Source organism: Acidithiobacillus sp. M4-SHS-6, from assembly GCF_047421495.1.
Taxonomy (GTDB): Bacteria; Pseudomonadota; Gammaproteobacteria; order Acidithiobacillales; family Acidithiobacillaceae; genus Acidithiobacillus.
Genome location: NZ_CP175559.1, coordinates 2,818,874 through 2,834,952 on the forward strand (window position 1 = coordinate 2,818,874; position 16,079 = coordinate 2,834,952).

17 protein-coding genes are annotated in these 16,079 nt (G+C 59.0%); 15 read left to right on the forward strand and 2 right to left on the reverse strand.

The genetic code is table 11. From position 1 onward, the window contains the following. Genes murD through ftsZ form a run of 9 tightly spaced genes read left to right on the forward strand, consistent with a single transcriptional unit; the run spans position 1 to position 10,180 of the window. Positions 1 to 1,350, forward strand: a complete 1,350-nt coding sequence (gene murD, locus ACJU26_RS14680) for a UDP-N-acetylmuramoyl-L-alanine--D-glutamate ligase (RefSeq protein WP_414040339.1) — start codon at positions 1 to 3, stop codon at positions 1,348 to 1,350. Next, entirely contained in the window at positions 1,347 to 2,525 is a 1,179-nt protein-coding gene (gene ftsW / locus ACJU26_RS14685) for a putative lipid II flippase FtsW (protein WP_414040340.1), read from the forward strand. The genes murD and ftsW overlap by 4 nt, the downstream gene beginning before the upstream one ends. Continuing rightward, positions 2,518 to 3,600, forward strand: coding sequence for an undecaprenyldiphospho-muramoylpentapeptide beta-N-acetylglucosaminyltransferase (gene murG / locus ACJU26_RS14690; RefSeq protein ID WP_414040341.1), 1,083 nt, complete (start codon positions 2,518 to 2,520; stop codon positions 3,598 to 3,600). The genes ftsW and murG overlap by 8 nt, the downstream gene beginning before the upstream one ends. Next, complete coding sequence (gene murC / locus ACJU26_RS14695; protein WP_414040342.1) at positions 3,593 to 4,987, forward strand: UDP-N-acetylmuramate--L-alanine ligase; 1,395 nt, start codon at positions 3,593 to 3,595, stop codon at positions 4,985 to 4,987. Before murG ends, murC begins: the two co-directional genes overlap by 8 nt. Beyond that, positions 4,984 to 5,886, forward strand: coding sequence for a UDP-N-acetylmuramate dehydrogenase (gene murB / locus ACJU26_RS14700; protein WP_414040343.1), 903 nt, complete (start codon positions 4,984 to 4,986; stop codon positions 5,884 to 5,886). Before murC ends, murB begins: the two co-directional genes overlap by 4 nt. Further along, on the forward strand, positions 5,879 to 6,805 hold the full coding sequence (locus ACJU26_RS14705; RefSeq protein ID WP_414040344.1) for a D-alanine--D-alanine ligase family protein: 927 nt from the start codon (positions 5,879 to 5,881) through the stop codon (positions 6,803 to 6,805). Before murB ends, ACJU26_RS14705 begins: the two co-directional genes overlap by 8 nt. After that, complete coding sequence (locus ACJU26_RS14710) at positions 6,798 to 7,637, forward strand: cell division protein FtsQ/DivIB (RefSeq protein WP_414040345.1); 840 nt, start codon at positions 6,798 to 6,800, stop codon at positions 7,635 to 7,637. The genes ACJU26_RS14705 and ACJU26_RS14710 overlap by 8 nt, the downstream gene beginning before the upstream one ends. A gap of 30 nt (positions 7,638 to 7,667) precedes the next feature. Then, a complete protein-coding gene (gene ftsA / locus ACJU26_RS14715; protein ID WP_414040346.1) occupies positions 7,668 to 8,954 on the forward strand; it encodes a cell division protein FtsA in 1,287 nt (428 codons plus the stop codon). Positions 8,955 to 9,004: 50 nt separating this feature from the next. After that, on the forward strand, positions 9,005 to 10,180 hold the full coding sequence (gene ftsZ / locus ACJU26_RS14720) for a cell division protein FtsZ (protein ID WP_414040347.1): 1,176 nt from the start codon (positions 9,005 to 9,007) through the stop codon (positions 10,178 to 10,180). A 90-nt stretch (positions 10,181 to 10,270) separates the two neighbouring features. Here the strand turns inward: ftsZ and ACJU26_RS14725 are convergent, their stop codons facing one another. Continuing rightward, positions 10,271 to 11,128 (reverse strand): diiron oxygenase, encoded by an 858-nt coding sequence (locus tag ACJU26_RS14725; protein WP_414040348.1) that lies wholly within the window; start codon positions 11,126 to 11,128, stop codon positions 10,271 to 10,273. 234 nt (positions 11,129 to 11,362) lie between these two features. Here ACJU26_RS14725 and aroQ point away from each other — a divergent pair, with 234 nt between their 5' ends. The 6 genes from aroQ to ACJU26_RS14755 are packed head-to-tail and all read left to right on the forward strand — an operon-like array spanning position 11,363 to position 15,425. Then, positions 11,363 to 11,821, forward strand: coding sequence for a type II 3-dehydroquinate dehydratase (gene aroQ / locus ACJU26_RS14730; protein WP_414040349.1), 459 nt, complete (start codon positions 11,363 to 11,365; stop codon positions 11,819 to 11,821). Positions 11,822 to 11,843: 22 nt separating this feature from the next. Continuing rightward, positions 11,844 to 12,311 (forward strand): acetyl-CoA carboxylase biotin carboxyl carrier protein, encoded by a 468-nt coding sequence (gene accB / locus ACJU26_RS14735; protein ID WP_414040350.1) that lies wholly within the window; start codon positions 11,844 to 11,846, stop codon positions 12,309 to 12,311. Position 12,312: 1 nt separating this feature from the next. Next, entirely contained in the window at positions 12,313 to 13,659 is a 1,347-nt protein-coding gene (accC, locus tag ACJU26_RS14740; RefSeq protein ID WP_414040351.1) for an acetyl-CoA carboxylase biotin carboxylase subunit, read from the forward strand. Further along, positions 13,656 to 14,534 carry a 50S ribosomal protein L11 methyltransferase gene (gene prmA, locus ACJU26_RS14745; RefSeq protein WP_414040352.1) on the forward strand — a complete coding sequence of 293 codons (879 nt, stop codon included), beginning with the start codon at positions 13,656 to 13,658 and terminating at the stop codon, positions 14,532 to 14,534. The genes accC and prmA overlap by 4 nt, the downstream gene beginning before the upstream one ends. Positions 14,535 to 14,538: 4 nt before the next feature. Next, positions 14,539 to 15,171, forward strand: coding sequence for a zinc-ribbon and DUF3426 domain-containing protein (locus tag ACJU26_RS14750; protein WP_414040353.1), 633 nt, complete (start codon positions 14,539 to 14,541; stop codon positions 15,169 to 15,171). An 11-nt stretch (positions 15,172 to 15,182) separates the two neighbouring features. Continuing rightward, the gene (locus ACJU26_RS14755) at positions 15,183 to 15,425 is read left to right on the forward strand and encodes a helix-turn-helix domain-containing protein (protein ID WP_414040354.1); all 243 of its coding nucleotides are present in this window, start codon (positions 15,183 to 15,185) and stop codon (positions 15,423 to 15,425) included. Here ACJU26_RS14755 and ACJU26_RS14760 read toward each other — a convergent pair. Continuing rightward, entirely contained in the window at positions 15,407 to 16,072 is a 666-nt protein-coding gene (locus ACJU26_RS14760) for a transglycosylase SLT domain-containing protein (RefSeq protein ID WP_414040355.1), read from the reverse strand. The two genes, ACJU26_RS14755 and ACJU26_RS14760, sit on opposite strands and share 19 nt — an antisense overlap. Positions 16,073 to 16,079: the final 7 nt, after the last annotated feature.

Genomic DNA, 16,079 nt, shown 5'->3' on the forward strand with positions numbered 1-16,079 from the left:
ATGAAACTCGACCAGCAAAAGGTATTCATCCTCGGCTTCGGCAAAACCGGCCAATCCCTGCTGCGCACGACCCTGCGCCTTGGGGGACAGTGTCAGGTGGCCGACACCCGCCTGCTGGATAATGCCGACGCCCTGCGCCAGCAATACCCCGCTGTGCCTTTCCATTTTGGACCCCTCCCGGAAAACCTGCTCCTGGACAGTGATCTGTTGCTCCTCAGTCCCGGCATTGCCCCCAGCCTTCCCGCCCTGCACAAGGCCCGGCAGGCCGGCATTCCGGTGATGGGCGATGTGGAATTGTTCGGACGCCTGGCCCAGGCCCCGATCATGGCCATCACCGGCAGTAATGGTAAAAGTACGGTGACCACCCTGGTCAGCGAGATGGCCCAGGCCGCAGGACTGCGAGTCGGTACTGGCGGCAATCTGGGTACCCCGGCGCTGGAACTGTTACCCGAGAACGGTCCCGAACCGGAATGGTACATTCTGGAGCTTTCCAGCTTTCAGCTGGATGCCTGCAGTACTTTTCGGCCCCGGGTGGCCGGCATTCTGAATCTCAGCCCCGATCATCTGGACTGGCACGGCGACTACCAGCAGTATGGCGCCGCCAAATGCCGCATTTTTCAGCAGATGGGGCAGGGCGACATCCTGGTTTTGAATGCCGACGACCCTTTTACCGCCAGCCTGCCTCGTCAGGTAGGGCAAGCTGTGGAAATCCGCTTTTTCGGCCTGCAGGATCGGTCAAGCGATGCCTATGTGGATCAGGAATATCTGACCCTGCGCCATTCTGGGCCGCTGCTCCCGGTGGCGGAGTTGCGCATGCGCGGCGGGCATAATGTCGAAAACGCCCTGGCCGCAGCACTGCTTGCCCAGGCGGCACAATTTCCCCTGACGGCGGTGCAGCAGGTATTACGGACATATCCCGGCCTGCCCCACCGTCTGGCCTGGGTCGCCGAATATCAGGGCGTTCAGTATTACGATGATTCCAAGGGCACCAATCTCGGTGCGACCCTGAAAGCCATGGGCGGCTTGCCCGGCCCCTTGGTCATGATTCTGGGGGGCGATGCCAAGGGGGCGGATCTCAGTCCATTGCAGGAAGCCTGTCGCAAGCAACGGGCAGCCGTTGTGCTCGGCAAGGATGCCGACGAAATCGCCCGACTGCTAAACGGCATTGTGCCTGTCGAGCACGCCAACGACATGCGTGATGCGGTTCAGAAGGCCGCGTCCAGAGCCCTACCGGGCGATCAGGTACTCCTTTCACCGGCCTGCGCCAGTACGGACATGTTTCGGGATTACCAGGACCGGGGCCAGCAGTTCGCCGCCGCTGTCCGGGCACTGTCGGGAGGTACGCAATGAAGCGTCCGAGCTGGTGGCTGGCGGAAAACGGACCGGCAGATACGGTCTTGTGGTGGATTATTCTCATCCTGCTGGGTTTCGGGCTGATCATGGTGTATTCCGCCAGCGCCCCCATTGCCCAGCATGAAACCGGCAATCCGTTTTTCTTTGCCGAACGTCAGGGCCTCTATGTGATCTTGGCCGCTGCCGTACTGTATTACTTCAGTCGCATTGATCTCGATTTCTGGGAACGAATGACCTTCCCCCTCATGGGGATTTCCCTGGTGGCCTTGATGATGGTGTTTTTACCGGTCATCGGCGTTTCCGTGAATGGTTCCCATCGCTGGATCAATTTCATCATTGTGCGCCTGCAGCCCTCCGAGCTGCTGAAATTTGCCCTGTTGTTATTCCTCGCCCGCTACGTGGTGCGCAAAGGCGAACTGCTGGGAAAATTCAAGGAAGGCCTCTGGCCGATTTTCGTGGTACTCGGCCTGCTCGGTTTGCTGCTCATGCTTCAACCCGATTTTGGATCGTTTGCGGTGGTTGTACTTCTCACCGGCGTTATCCTCTTTCTGGGAGGACTCCCCATTCGCTATGTACTGTTTGCTGGGATCCTATCCGGAAGCATTCTCGGGATTTTCGCCGTTTCTGCCCCCTACCGCCTGGCCCGCATCACCGCCTTCCAGAATCCTTGGGCAGATCCCTATGGCGCGGGATTCCAGCTGGTACAGTCCCTCATTGCCTTTGGTCGGGGCGGGATTTTTGGCGTGGGATTGGGCGACGGCATCATGAAATATTTCTACCTGCCGGAATCCTATACCGATTTCATTCTGGCCGTCATCGGCGAAGAACTGGGCATGATCGGGGTATGGGCGCTGGCCATATTCTACAGCGTGGCGTGCTGGCGGATTTATCGCATCGGTCGACGCGCCGCAGCCGCTGGAGACGCCTTTTTTGCGTTGTTCTGCTATGGCACCCTGACCTGGTTCGGGGGCGAAGCGGTCATGTCCATGGGCGTCAACCTGGGTGCCCTGCCCACCAAGGGTTTCGCCCTGCCGCTGATCAGCTATGGCGGTAGCGCCCTGGTTTTCCTCTGCGCCGCACTGGGTGTGGTACTTGGGGTCAGCCGGCGTTACCCCGCCGTTTCCACCGCCAAAACCGAGCCCCTTGGGCAACAGGGGGCGCAGCATGGCTGAGCGTGTACTCATTGCCGCAGGAGGTACCGGGGGGCATGTGTTCCCGGCCCTCGCCGTCGCCGATGTGCTGCGCGATCAGGGCGTGGAAGTGGCCTTTGCAGGCACCAGTGCCGGCATGGAAGCGCGGCTGGTGCCAGAGCGTGGCTATCCCTTGCATATCATCGAGATGCAGGGAGTACGGGGGAAAGGTCCGGGACGCTGGCTAGGTGCGCCCTGGCAGGTTGGCAAGGCGGTCCTACAGGCCCGTAAAATCATCCAGCAGACCGACAGCCGGCAAGTGCTGGGCATGGGCGGCTATGTGACCGCACCGGTAGGACTCGCCGCCTGGAGCATGGGCCGCCCGCTCTGCCTGCACGAACAAAATGCCATCGCCGGACTGAGTAATCGCCTGCTGGCGCCTTTGGCCAAACATGTTTTTCTGGGTTTTCCAGAAACCCGCTTACCCCGGGGAGAATGGGTCGGCAATCCGGTGCGCAGCAACATCCGCGATCTGCCCGCTCCCGCCGAGCGCTTTGCCGGGCATCATGGCCCCCCACGTTTGTTGATCATGGGCGGCAGCCAAGGAGCCAAGGCACTGAACAGCGTCAGCGTCGCCGCCATTGCCGCCATGCCTGCGGAACAACGTCCGCAAATCTGGCATCAGACCGGCAAGGATCATCTCGAAAGCACCCGCTGCGAATATACTGCGGCAGGCATTGACGCCCGGGTCGAACCTTTCATCGAGGACATGAGCGCCGCGTTGGGCTGGGCAGATCTGGCCCTCTGCCGCGCCGGAGCGGCGACGGTAGCGGAGTTGGCGGCAGCAGGACTGGGGGCCATTTTGGTGCCTTTTCCCTTTGCCGTTGATGATCACCAGGCGGCCAACGCCCGCTTTCTCGAAGCGGCGGGAGCCGCACGGATGCTCCGTCAGGAAAATCTCCATGCTCAGGAGCTCCGGGATATTTTAGGCTCCCTGCTCAGCGACCCGGCATTACGCCTGCGCTGGGCTGAAGCGGCTCGACGACGCAGCCGGGGCGACGCTGCTGCTGCCGTAGCCCGAATCTGTATGCGCCCGGAAGGAGAAAAGCATGCGTAACTGGGTCCGACAGATTCATATGGTGGGGATTGGCGGCAGCGGCATGCGCGGCATCGCCGAAGTCCTCCTGAACCTCGGCTATGCCGTGTCTGGCTCGGATTTGCAGCCCGGCAGTTCGACCCTGCGCCTCACCGATCTGGGGGCCTGTATTTTCAGCGGCCACGAAGCCGCCAATGTGCGCGGTGCCGATGTCGTGGTGATTTCCTCGGCCATCCCGGAAGGCAATCCAGAAGTCCAGGCCGCAAGGGAATTGCGTATCCCGGTGATTCGGCGTGCCGAAATGCTGGCCGAACTGATGCGCTTCAAACAGGGCATCGCCATTGCCGGAACCCACGGAAAAACCACCACCACCAGTCTGGTCGCCAGCATTCTCGGAGCAGCCGGTCTGGATCCCACTTTTGTGATTGGCGGGCGTTTGAAAAGTGCCGGCACCCACGCCGCCCTGGGTAGCGGTGAATATCTCGTCGCCGAAGCGGATGAGTCCGATGCATCCTTCCTCTATCTGGCGCCAGTCATGGCGGTGGTCACCAACATTGATGCCGACCACATGGAAACCTACGGAGACAATCTCGATAATCTCCGCTCGGCCTTTCTGCAGTTTCTGCAGCGTTTGCCCTTTTATGGCCTCGCGGTGCTTTGCACGGACGAACCCATGGTCGCCGGACTGATCCCGGAATTGCGCACCCCCGTTTTGCGCTACGGCTTTGGTGCCGACGTGGACCTGCAGGCTCGCCAGGTCACCGTTAAGGGCATAGGCAGTCATTTTGAAGTCTGGCGCCGCATGGACAGTGACTACGTCCACTGGCTGGATGTGGAACTGGGCATTCCCGGGCAACATAATGTACTCAACGCCCTTGCCGCCATTGGCATTGCCAGCAAGGTCGGCGTGCCAGAACACATCATCCATAGTGCCCTGGCCGATTTTCGTGGCGTAGGCCGCCGCTTCGAGCAGGTGGGGGAATTTGCCGACATCACCATTGTGGACGATTATGGTCATCATCCCCGAGAACTGAGTGCCACCATTGCCGCCGCCCGGGCCGTGTGGCCTGATCGCCCCTTGGTAGTCGCCTTTCAACCCCATCGTTACAGTCGTACCCAGGCGCTGTTCGCTGATTTTGTGCAGAGTCTGGCCCGCGCCGATCAGGTCATTCTCACGGATATTTACGGCGCCGGTGAAAAGGCTTTACCGGGGATCAGTAGTCAGGCACTGAGTGAGGCCATGCGTGCCCAGGGAGCAACCGTGCACTATCTGCCGGATCTGCTGACGGCACCGGCACAGATTCGTCCTTTACTGCCTGCTCACGCGGTATTGCTGACCATGGGTGCGGGCAGCATTGCCCGCCTGGCCAGCCAATGGACCGAAGTATTTGCAGAGGAAACCCTATGATGGCGGCCAGCAGGATACCCGCCATCGGTGGCCGCCTGCGCCTCGGCGAACCCATGCAACGCCATACCAGTTGGCGGGTGGGCGGTCCGGCTGACCGCTTCTACCTGCCTGGCACCCTGGAAGATCTGCAGGGATTTTTACGGCACTTTGCCGTCCCCCCCCTCACCTGGCTGGGGCTGGGCAGCAATGTACTGGTCCGCGATGGCGGATTGCGCGGCACGACCATCTGCCTCGCCCATAGCCTGGATCAGATCATTCGCGAAGAAAACACGCTGCTCCGGGTCGGCGCCGGTGCCGGCGCGGTAAAAATTGCCCATTTTGCGGCAAAGGCCGGGCTTGCCGGCGCGGAGTTCCTGGCCGGGATTCCGGGGACACTCGGGGGTTGTCTGAGCATGAATGCCGGTGCCCACGGTGGGGATACCTGGAGCCTGGTGGAATGGGTGGAAGTCATCCATCCTCATGGCGAAATCCAGCGTCTTTCTCCCCAGGATTTCCAGATCGGCTACCGGGAGGTCAAGGGTCATGGAGATGCCTGTTTCATCGCCGCGGGGCTGCGTCTGATTCCCGAAGCCAGGGATCAGGTAATGCAGCGGCTGCGCGACTGGCAGGAAAAGCGTGCGGCGACCCAGCCCCTGGAATGGCCCAGTTGCGGCTCGGTGTTTCGTAATCCGCCCGGCGATCATGCGGCCCGCCTGATTGAAGCAGCCGGCTTGAAGGGATGTGTCCGGGGAGAAGCGGAAGTCAGCAGCCAGCATGCCAATTTCATCATCAACCGGGGGCATGCCCGGGCCGTGGATATCGAAGCGCTGCTTGCAGAAGTACAGGCCCAGGTACAACAGCAATTCGGCATCACCTTGCAAGCGGAGATGCGCATTCTCGGGGAGGCCAAACATGCTTGATTCCCTCCGTGTAGCCGTGCTCTACGGTGGCCCCTCCGGCGAACGCGAAGTATCGCTGATCAGTGCCGAGGCCGTTCTTGGCGCCCTGCGCAGCACCGGCATGGAAGTGCTGGGCATAGATATCGAGCCCGCCCGACTGCAGCAACAGTTGCAGGATGCGCAGATCGATTTTGCCTTCAATGTCTGCCATGGCGCCATCGGTGAAGATGGCCTTCTCCAGGCCGTGCTGGAAACCCTCAACATTCCCTATACCGGCAGCGGGGTACTCAGTACGGCGCTGGCCATGGATAAATGGCGCTCCAAACAGATCTGGAAAGCGGCTGGACTGCCGGTGACCCAGGGCATCCTGTTGCGCCCCGGTGAGCATCTTCCTGAACGGGAGGAGGGGTGGGAATGGCCGCTGTATGTCAAGCCCAATCATGGCGGTTCCAGTCTGGGCGTCAGCCGGGTGAATGGACCGGATGACATGGACGCGGCTCTGACCCAGGCTTTCGCGCTGGAAGATGAAGTGCTCTGCGAAGCGGGTGTCATTGGTCACGAAGCGACCGTCGGCATTGTCGATGGCCAAGCCCTGCCACCCATCGTGATCGAAACCAGTCACGCTTTTTATGATTACGATGCCAAGTATCTGGCCGACGACACCCGGTATCTGCTGCCTTCCGGACTAGGAGCCAGCAAGGATGCGGAATTACAGGAACTGGCGCTCAAGGCATTTGCCGAACTGGGGGGTAGGGATTGGGGCAGGGTCGACTTCATGATCGACCAGTCCGGGAAAATCCACATTCTGGAAATCAACAGTGTCCCCGGCATGACCAGTCATAGCCTCGTACCCATGGCAGCCAAGGCCGTGGGCATGAGCTTCCCCGAATTATGCGAGACCATACTGCGCACGGCGCGGAGGAGAGTGAATCATGGTTAGTGTCATGCGTGATTATCGCCACGGACAACAGCCCCAGCGGCCTGCGGCCACTCTGAAACAAGCCTCCCAACCCCCACGGAGGACCCCTGTCAAAGTCCACAAACCCCTGCCCTGGAAACTCTACGGACGGATGCTCCTGGGGAGCCTGGGCATCAGTCTGCTCGCCTGGGGCGGCTGGGCAGGGTGGCAATGGATTCGTCAGCCCTCCCTGATGCCCATCAACACCCTGACCATTAGCGGCAGCTCGACCAGAATTCCCCTGGCAGAAATCAACAGCGTCCTGAAACCCTATGCCGCTCAGGGTTTTCTCTGGGTTAGCCCGGAACAGATTCGCCAGTCTCTGGACAAGCTGCCCTGGGTGGCCGATGCCGAAGTGCGCAGGGTCTGGCCCGATCGCCTGCAGGTCAGCATCACACCCTACACTCCGGTCGCCCGTTGGCTGGGCGGGGCCGGACAAATGGTCGATGCCCAGGGACAGATTTTCAGCGTCCCCCCGGCCCAGGTTCCCAACGGCCTCCCCAATATTGCCGGCCCCGCCCATAGTGGCAGTCATTTACTGGCGCAGCTCGCCAAATTCAACGCCATTGTGGCGCCCCTGGGACTGAAGGTCATTTCCCTGGAGGAAGATCAGCGCGGCGGATGGCGCTGCATTCTCAGCAATCACGTCCGTCTGCTGCTCGGCAGCGAGGATGTGATCCCTGCTTTAAAACGCTGGGTGGCCATCGTCCCCCAGGTCAAGGAATACCTGGTTGCCGGAGCCACCATGGATCTCCGCTATACCAATGGTTTTGCGGTCGCCATGCCCTCAGCGACCCCCGTCAACAGTCAGTAACGGATCTCGGATCCGAAGGAGAGAAAGCACATGAAACGTGGACATCAGGAACTCATCGTCGGCCTGGATATTGGCACTTCCAAGGTCGCCTGTATTGTGGCCCAAGCCAAAGGTGGCCGTGAAGCGGAAATCATCGGCGTCGGTCAGCACCCTTCCCGTGGCTTGAAAAAAGGGGTGGTGGTCGATATCGAATCCACCGTGCAGGCCATTACCCGTGCGGTACAGGAAGCAGAACTCATGGCCGGTGTACAAATCCATGGTGCCGTGGTCGGCATTGCCGGCGGGCACATCCGCGGATACAACAGCCACGGCATCGTCGCCATCAAGAACAAGGAAGTCAGCAATGAGGACGTGGGTCGGGTCATGGATGCCGCCCGCGCCATCGTGATTCCCCAGGACCAGAATGTCATCCACATCCTGCCCCAGGAATTCATGATCGACAGCCAGGAGGGAGTCCGCGAACCGATCGGCATGTCTGGTGTCCGCCTGGAAGCTCGGGTGCATATTGTGACCGGTGCGGTCAGTGCCGCCCAGAATATTGCCAAATGTGTGGAACGCTGCGGGTTGCAGGTCCAGGATCTGGTCCTCGAACAACTGGCCTCCGCCGATGCCGTGTTGACCTCCGACGAAAAGGAATTGGGCGTTTGTCTGGTGGATATTGGCGGTGGCACCACGGACATCGCCATTTTCCGGGATGGTGCCGTTCGCCACACCGCCGTGATTCCCATCGCCGGGGATCAGGTTACCAATGATATTGCCCTCGGCCTGCGCACCCCGCCGGTGGAAGCCGAACAAATCAAGAAACTCTATGGCTGCGCCCTTGGCGACCTGATCGAGCAGGATGACGAAATCGCCGTGCCCAGCGTCGGCACCCGCCCGCCCCGTACCATCTCCCGGCGGATTCTCGGGGACATCATCGAGCCCCGCATCAAGGAACTGTTCGAACTGATCCAGGCCGAACTGCGGCGGACGGGCTACGAAGACATGATCGCCGCCGGGGTGGTCATCACCGGCGGCTCCAGCCGTCTGGAAGGGATTGCCGAGTTGGCCGAAGAAATCCTCCATCTGCCGGTGCGCGTTGGTGAACCCATGCATTTGCCGGGCATGGAAAACGTGGTCCGAGTGCCTGGTCACGCTACCGGTGTAGGCTTGGTCATGTATGGATTACATAATCAGTCCGCCGGGCAAAGCGAATCAGCAACAGCCCAGCCCAAGGCCGCTTATGAAGATCTCAGTCAAGGCCACGCCGGTATGGACACCAGTTTTGGGAGTGTTTTCCGGAAAATGCGCAACTGGGTCCAGACCAGTTTCGGTTGATCGTCTTTCCCAGCAGAACCTCTATTTTTTAACGAACCAGGAGAATCATCATGTTTGAATTGAACGAATGCGAACAGGAAGGCGCCGTCATCAAGGTCATCGGGGTCGGTGGCGGTGGCGGTAACGCCATCAACAACATGTGTGGCGCAGGTCTGGAAGGGGTGGAATTCATCACGGCCAATACCGATGCCCAGGCGCTGCGCAGCTCCCAGGCAAGCCGCACCATTCAGCTCGGTGCCCAGATTACCCGGGGGCTGGGTGCGGGAGCCGATCCGGAAGTGGGCCGCAAGGCGGCGGAAGAAGGCCGCGATGATATTCGTGCCGCCCTCGAAAAAGCCGATATGGTGTTCATCACCACCGGCATGGGCGGCGGAACCGGCACCGGCGCGGCGCCAGTCGTCGCTGCCATTGCCCGGGACATGGGGATTCTGACCGTCGGCGTGGTCACCAAGCCTTTCAACTTTGAAGGCAAGAAACGTCAGCAACATGCCCTTTCCGGCATTGATGAGCTGTCCCAGCATGTGGACTCCCTGGTCATTATCCCCAATGAAAAACTGCTGGCCGTGCTCGGCACCGCCATCAGTCTCAAGGATGCCTATCAGGCTGCCGACAACATTCTGCTGGGGGCGGTCCAGGGCATCTCCGAACTGGTCACCCGTCCCGGTCTGATGAACCTGGATTTTGCCGATGTTCGCACCGTCATGTCCGGCATGGGACTGGCCATGATGGGTGCGGCCAGTGGCAAGGGCGAGAACCGCGCCCGGGATGCCGCCACCCGCGCCGCCTCCAGCCCGCTTCTGGACGACATCAACCTTTCCGGTGCCCGGGGCATTCTCGTCAATATCACGGCAGGTACGGATCTGACCCTGGGTGAATTCCAGGAAGTGGGTGAACTGATTCGCGGCTATGCGGCTGATGACGCCAATGTGAAAGTCGGCACGGTGCTGGACCCCGATCTGGATGGAGAATTGCGGGTCACCGTGGTGGCCACCGGCTTGCAGCGCGAGCCTGTCCGCCTGGCCGTGGAGAATATCCGGGGTCGTGGTGCGGCGAATCCCGCCAATCCGAGCACTCCCTCCGACTGGCGCAATCTCGACATCCCCGTGGGTATGCGCCACGGGGAACGCGCCGCCCCCGCCAGTGTCAACAACCGCGGCAACAGTGCTGGCATACAGGACTTTTCCGACCTGGACATCCCGGCTTTTCTGCGCCGCCAGGCTGACTAAAAAAGATCCCGGGTCAGCGCAGTGGCGGCGCCTGACCCGGCCGACAATGTTCCCGACTCGGCAACACGCTGATCAAACGACATCCTCCAATCAGCCGGCAGCCAGATGTCCGGAAGGATTACGCTCCGCACTGGCCATGGCCTTGCGATAACGGCTCAAATCCTTGACGCTCTGGATGGGAATCCCGAGGAGGGCGGAAAGATTACGCAAAATGCCATTGATCACCTTGCCCTCCCAGATGGGATCAAAATGAATCTGGGTATCCAGCCATTGTTCCAGCCAGCCAGGATCCGGCAAGTGACTTTGCACACTATCCTCGGGATACATCTTTTTGTTGACATGCAAATTGGTCGGATGCAATGCCTTGGCGGTCTTGGTGCTGGCCATCAAGACCCCGATTTTGGCAAAAGCCAGACGTGCCGAATCCCCCAGACGTTCAATGGCCCGCCGCATGTATTTCAGATAAATACCCGCGTGCCGCGCCTCATCCTTGGAAAGCACTTCGTAAATGGCGCGGATGACCGGTTCGCTATGCCATTGGGCAGCGCATTTGTACCAGTGGGTCAAACGGATTTCCCCGCAAAAATGGAGCATCAGGGTTTCCATGGCCGGGGCGGGATCGAATTCAAAGCGCACATTGTGCAACTCTTCTTCGGTCGGAAGATATTCCGGAGCAAAGCGTCGCAGATACTCCATCAGGACCAGGGCGTGCTTCTGCTCCTCATAAAACCAGATGGACATGAAGGCCGAAAAATCCGAGTCATCCCGGTTATCGCGCAGGAACATTTCCGTGGCCGGGAGCGCCGACCACTCAGTCACGGCATTCATCTTGATCGTGCGTAACTGCTCTTCGCTCACCAGGCTCCGATCAAACTGATCCCAGGGAATATCAGTCGCCATATTCCAACGCGCGGCCTCCAGGGATTTAAACAATTCAGGGTATAACATGGCCAAGCCACCTCTCTCCGGCATCATCAATCAATAGGTTTCCAGCAAATTACCAAGACGGCCTTCACTGCCAATAAAGGATGCCATCATAATGAATGGAGGCATTCTACGGCAAATCAACGCGGGGGGCGATGCCTGAAAGGGCCGGCTGTGACTGCTGGGCCACAGCACGACCTAGATTTATCGGCGCATTTGCGGCAGACTTTCGCTTATTCTTGCTGTTACGCGGAAGCCATGGCTGTCTCTATTCCTCATATACTGGTACTGCACGGACCGAACCTGAACCTTCTGGGTCAGCGTGAACCGGATCACTATGGTCGAAGCACTCTGGCCGAGATCGACGCCAGACTGTCAGCCATGGCCAGCAACTGGGGCTGGACCCTCAACAGCCTGCAAAGTAATGCCGAACATCAACTCGTCGATGCCGTGCAATTAGCCCTCACTCAGGGAGTCACGGACATCATCATCAACCCCGCCGCATTTACCCACACCAGCGTGGCCCTGCGCGACGCCCTGAGTGCTGTGGCCATTCCATTCATTGAAGTGCATTTGTCCAACATTCATGCGCGGGAATCCTTCCGCCAGCATTCCTACTTTTCCGATATTGCCCAGGGGGTGATTGCGGGATTGGGTGCCGACGGTTATTTCCTCGCTCTGGAAGCCATTTACCGGCGTGTTTCACGCCCTGACTGAACCCCTCATTATAAGGAAAAGCATGGATATCCAATTTATTCGTCGCCTTGCCGAATTACTCGAAAAAAGTGCCATTGACGAAATTGAAGTTGTTGAAGGTGAAAGCAAGGTCCGCATTACCCGACATGCCGTCCCCGTCGCGCCGCAAACCGTCACCTATCACGCCCAACCCGCGCCGCTTCCGGCCGCGGCCCCGGAAAACATTCAGCCCCCCGCTGCGGCCCCTGTTCCAGAAAGCGCCCCACAAGGTTACATGATCAAATCGCCCATGGTCGGCACTTTCTATCGGGCCTCCTCACCGGAAGCCGTTCCTTTTGTCGAGGAAGGCAGCGTCGTCAAGGCCGGGCAAACCCTCTGCATTATCGAAGCCATGAAATTGCTGAACGAAATCGAAGCCGATGTCGCCGGCAAAATCATCAAGGTGCTGGCCAGTAACGGGCAGCCTGTAGAGTACGGCGAACCCCTCTTTATCATTGCTCCAGAGGATTGAAATGTTTGAGAAGATCCTCATTGCCAACCGGGGCGAAATTGCTCTGCGGATACAACGTGCCTGCCGTGAGTTGGGTATTCGAACGGTAGCCGTCCATTCCGAACCCGATCGCGACCTGATGCATGTCAAACTGGCCGACGAATCCGTCTGTATTGGACCCGCTCCCAGCGATCAAAGTTATCTGAATGTGCCAGCGGTGATTGCGGCAGCGGAAGTCACCGATGCCGAAGCCATCCATCCCGGCTATGGTTTCTTGTCGGAAAACGCCGATTTTGCCGAGAGAGTGGAAAACAGCGGCTTTGCTTTTATTGGCCCTCGCGCCGAAACCATTCGCCTGATGGGTGACAAAATCGCCGCCAAAACCGTCATGAAAAAAGCCGGGGTGCCCTGCGTTCCCGGATCCGATGGCCCCCTGCCAGATGACAACGACGCTCTCAAAAAACTGGCGAAGGACATCGGTTATCCGGTCATTCTCAAGGCCGCTGGAGGGGGTGGTGGACGCGGCATGCGGGTCGTTCACACCGAAGCGCACCTGATCAATGCGGCCAACCTGACCAGGGCAGAAGCCGGCAAAGCTTTCGGCAACCCGACCCTATACATGGAAAAATTTCTGGAAACACCCCGCCATATTGAATTCCAAGTGCTCTGTGATGTCTACGGCCATTGCGTCCACCTGGGTGAACGGGACTGTTCCGTACAACGTCGTCACCAGAAAGTCATTGAAGAAGCTCCCGCTCCCGGCATCAGCACAAAACAGCGCGCCGAAATTGGTGCGGCGGTGGTCAAGGCCTGTGCCGATATGGGCTATATCGGCGCCGGGACCTTTGAATTTCTGTACGATCCCGGAAGCCAAACCTTCTATTTCATCGAGATGAACACCCGGATACAGGTGGAGCATCCCGTCACAGAAATGATCACCGGGATGGATATCGTCAAGGCCCAGATTCTGATTGCGGCAGGAAAACCCCTCCCGGTCCGGCAGGATGACATTCATCTGCGTGGGCATGCCATCGAGTGCCGCATCAATGCCGAGGATCCCGATCGCTTCACCCCTTCTCCCGGACAAATTACGGCCTGGCATCCGCCCGGCGGCCCCGGTATCCGGGTGGACAGTCATATTTATGCCGGTTATCGGGTGCCCCCATATTATGATTCCATGATTGGCAAAATCATCGCCCATGGCAATGACCGGGAGGAAGCCCAGCTGCGCATGCGCAGTGCCCTGCGGGAGACCAGCATCGAAGGAATCCAGACCAACCTCCTGCTGCATCGCCGCATTCTGGAAGAAGCCCAATATGCAGCAGGTGAGGTCAACATCCACTATCTGGAGGCGCTGCTCGCCCTATGAATAGCGCCTGGTGGCAATTGGATCTGCAGGTGCCGGTGGAGGCCGCAGCAGCCATTGAAGCGCAGCTACTGGAAGCGGGCGCCGAGGCCATTTCCTTTTTGGAACAGGATGCCCGCGAAGCCCTGTTCGTGGCGGGGGAACTCTGGGAAAACAGTCATTGTCAGGCTCTGTTTGCGGCTGATGTTCATGGAGAAGCCTACTTGCATGCGCTGATTGAAAGTGCCGGTTGGCACCATTATGGGGCTTCCGTGCAGGCTGTGGCCGATCAGGATTGGGTAGCCAACACCCAGGCGCGGTTTCCAGCCCGGCAGTTCGGAAAACTCTGGGTCGTGCCCAGTTGGGATCAAGCTCCCCAGGATGCGCTTTACGAACTGCAGCTCGATCCCGGACAAGCTTTCGGTACTGGTGCCCACCCGACCACTTCGCGCTGCCTGCATTTTCTTGAAAGCCGCATTCGTGGCGGAGAATGCGTCATCGATTATGGCTGTGGTTCCGGCATTCTGGCGATTGCCGCCTTGCTTTTGGGCGCAAAAACCGCTTATGGCGTCGACACTGATCCCCAGGCACTGAAAGTGGCGCTGGCCAATGCGGAACGCAATGGGGTTGCGGAGCAGCTCCAGCTGTCCCTGCCTGAACAAAGTCCACTGCCCTTGGCAGATATTCTGGTCGCCAACATTCTGGCAGGCCCCTTGCTGCAACTCGCCACCACACTTGCGGCCCTGACCAAGCCCGGAGGCTGGATTGCGCTCTCCGGGATTCTCCACAGCCAGGAAGCCCGTATTCAGGAAGCCTACGCCACCCATTTCAATTTAACCACGCCGCAACACGAAGAAGACTGGTCACTGCTCTATGGTCAGCGCAAATCTGGAGACTGAGAACATGGAAATAACCTGCCCCCGTTGTGAGACCACCTTCAGCGTTGATCCCAAGGCTCTGCATGATCATCATGACCAGGTCAAATGCAGCGTCTGCCAGCAGATCTTTCACGTGGACATGGACAGCGAAACCCGCACTGCGGGTCTCCATCTGGGTCAGCGTCTGGGACGTTATTTGCTCCTGCTGATTATTTTCCTGTTGCTTTTGGCCTTGATCGGGCAAATTCTCTGGTCGACCGGCGCTTACAGTTACGCCGCCAACAGCGCGCCCATACGCCAGGCCATGATCCGTGGTGCCAACGCCTTGGGTATGTCCATTGCCTGGCCCGGACCCAATAAGGAAATGCGTATTGTCCATAGCCATGTTATCCCCCTGGGAAACCAGCGCGCTGAAATTACCGGAAAAATGGAAAATCTGGCTGGCCACGTGCAGGCCTATCCGGTCATTCAGGTCACCTTGAGCAATGTCTATGGGGCACCCATTGCCCATCTGCAGTTCAAGGCCAACGACTATCTGCCCCATCCAGAAAATGCGGCATCCGGATTCCTGTCCCACCGACCCGTGCCGTTCGTCATCAAGAGCCCCCGATTGCTTGCCGCCGCCGGTTATCAGGTCACTCTCCTGAGCCAACCCTGAGGCGCAAGACCATGAGCACAGAATTCAGGACATTGAGTGACTGCGTCATCATGATGGTGGATCGCTACGTGGAGGACTTGGATGGCGAAGCCCCCAACAACCTGCACGCGCAGATCATTGAGCAGGTAGAACGGGCCTTGCTGGACCACACCCTGAAGAAATGTGCGGGGCAGCGAGGTATGGCTGCGCAATGGCTGGGTATCAACCGTAATACCCTGCGCAAGAAACTGCAAGACTACGGGCTGGATACCTGAATCAGTTGCGGAGAGGCAGTAACGGGTGCGGGTGCCGGTATGGGCGATGCAGCAGAAGACAAGGTCGTGACCTGACCTGGAGTGCTACCATCCAGATAGCGTTGATAATAAGCCAATACCCGTGGCACATAGGCCTGGGTTTCCGCAAAGGGGGGAATGTGGTAACCCGCCTGGATGACGGCGTTGGAACCGGCATTGTAGGCAGCGATGGCCAGTTTCAGATCACCACTGAATTTCTGCAGTAAATAAGCCAGATATGCCGTTCCCCCATGGATATTTTCCGCAGGATTGAAGGCATTGGCAACGCCAAAACGTGTGGCAGTGGCGGGGATCAATTGCATGAGTCCCATTGCGCCCTTGGGAGAAACCGCCCCGGCGTTATAACCGGATTCAGCAGAAATAACGGCGTTCACCAAGGCCGGGCTGACCCCGTAACGGCTGGCCGCTGAACGAATAAGGGACTGATATTGCTGCTTGGCCACCGGGTTAAAATCCGCGCGTGCCACCGCCACCGGCATTTTGGGTGTACGCATGACCAAATGGTACTGACGGTTACCGGCAGGGACATTGGTCAGATGGATGACCCCATCACTACCTGTATACGCATAAATATTGGCTTGCGCGGCGTTGGCACACAAACACAACATAAGGCCC

Bases quoted from the DNA above. Each gene is read 5' to 3' on its own strand.
- murD (WP_414040339.1), top strand. From the start codon at position 1: ATGAAACTCGACCAGCAAAAGGTATTCATCCTCGGCTTCGGCAAAACC.
- ftsW (WP_414040340.1), top strand. From the start codon at position 1,347: ATGAAGCGTCCGAGCTGGTGGCTGGCGGAAAACGGACCGGCAGATACG.
- murG (WP_414040341.1), top strand. From the start codon at position 2,518: ATGGCTGAGCGTGTACTCATTGCCGCAGGAGGTACCGGGGGGCATGTG.
- murC (WP_414040342.1), top strand. From the start codon at position 3,593: ATGCGTAACTGGGTCCGACAGATTCATATGGTGGGGATTGGCGGCAGC.
- murB (WP_414040343.1), top strand. From the start codon at position 4,984: ATGATGGCGGCCAGCAGGATACCCGCCATCGGTGGCCGCCTGCGCCTC.
- ACJU26_RS14705 (WP_414040344.1), top strand. From the start codon at position 5,879: ATGCTTGATTCCCTCCGTGTAGCCGTGCTCTACGGTGGCCCCTCCGGC.
- ACJU26_RS14710 (WP_414040345.1), top strand. From the start codon at position 6,798: ATGGTTAGTGTCATGCGTGATTATCGCCACGGACAACAGCCCCAGCGG.
- ftsA (WP_414040346.1), top strand. From the start codon at position 7,668: ATGAAACGTGGACATCAGGAACTCATCGTCGGCCTGGATATTGGCACT.
- ftsZ (WP_414040347.1), top strand. From the start codon at position 9,005: ATGTTTGAATTGAACGAATGCGAACAGGAAGGCGCCGTCATCAAGGTC.
- ACJU26_RS14725 (WP_414040348.1), bottom strand. From the start codon at position 11,128: ATGTTATACCCTGAATTGTTTAAATCCCTGGAGGCCGCGCGTTGGAAT.
- aroQ (WP_414040349.1), top strand. From the start codon at position 11,363: ATGGCTGTCTCTATTCCTCATATACTGGTACTGCACGGACCGAACCTG.
- accB (WP_414040350.1), top strand. From the start codon at position 11,844: ATGGATATCCAATTTATTCGTCGCCTTGCCGAATTACTCGAAAAAAGT.
- accC (WP_414040351.1), top strand. From the start codon at position 12,313: ATGTTTGAGAAGATCCTCATTGCCAACCGGGGCGAAATTGCTCTGCGG.
- prmA (WP_414040352.1), top strand. From the start codon at position 13,656: ATGAATAGCGCCTGGTGGCAATTGGATCTGCAGGTGCCGGTGGAGGCC.
- ACJU26_RS14750 (WP_414040353.1), top strand. From the start codon at position 14,539: ATGGAAATAACCTGCCCCCGTTGTGAGACCACCTTCAGCGTTGATCCC.
- ACJU26_RS14755 (WP_414040354.1), top strand. From the start codon at position 15,183: ATGAGCACAGAATTCAGGACATTGAGTGACTGCGTCATCATGATGGTG.
- ACJU26_RS14760 (WP_414040355.1), bottom strand. From the start codon at position 16,072: ATGTTGTGTTTGTGTGCCAACGCCGCGCAAGCCAATATTTATGCGTAT.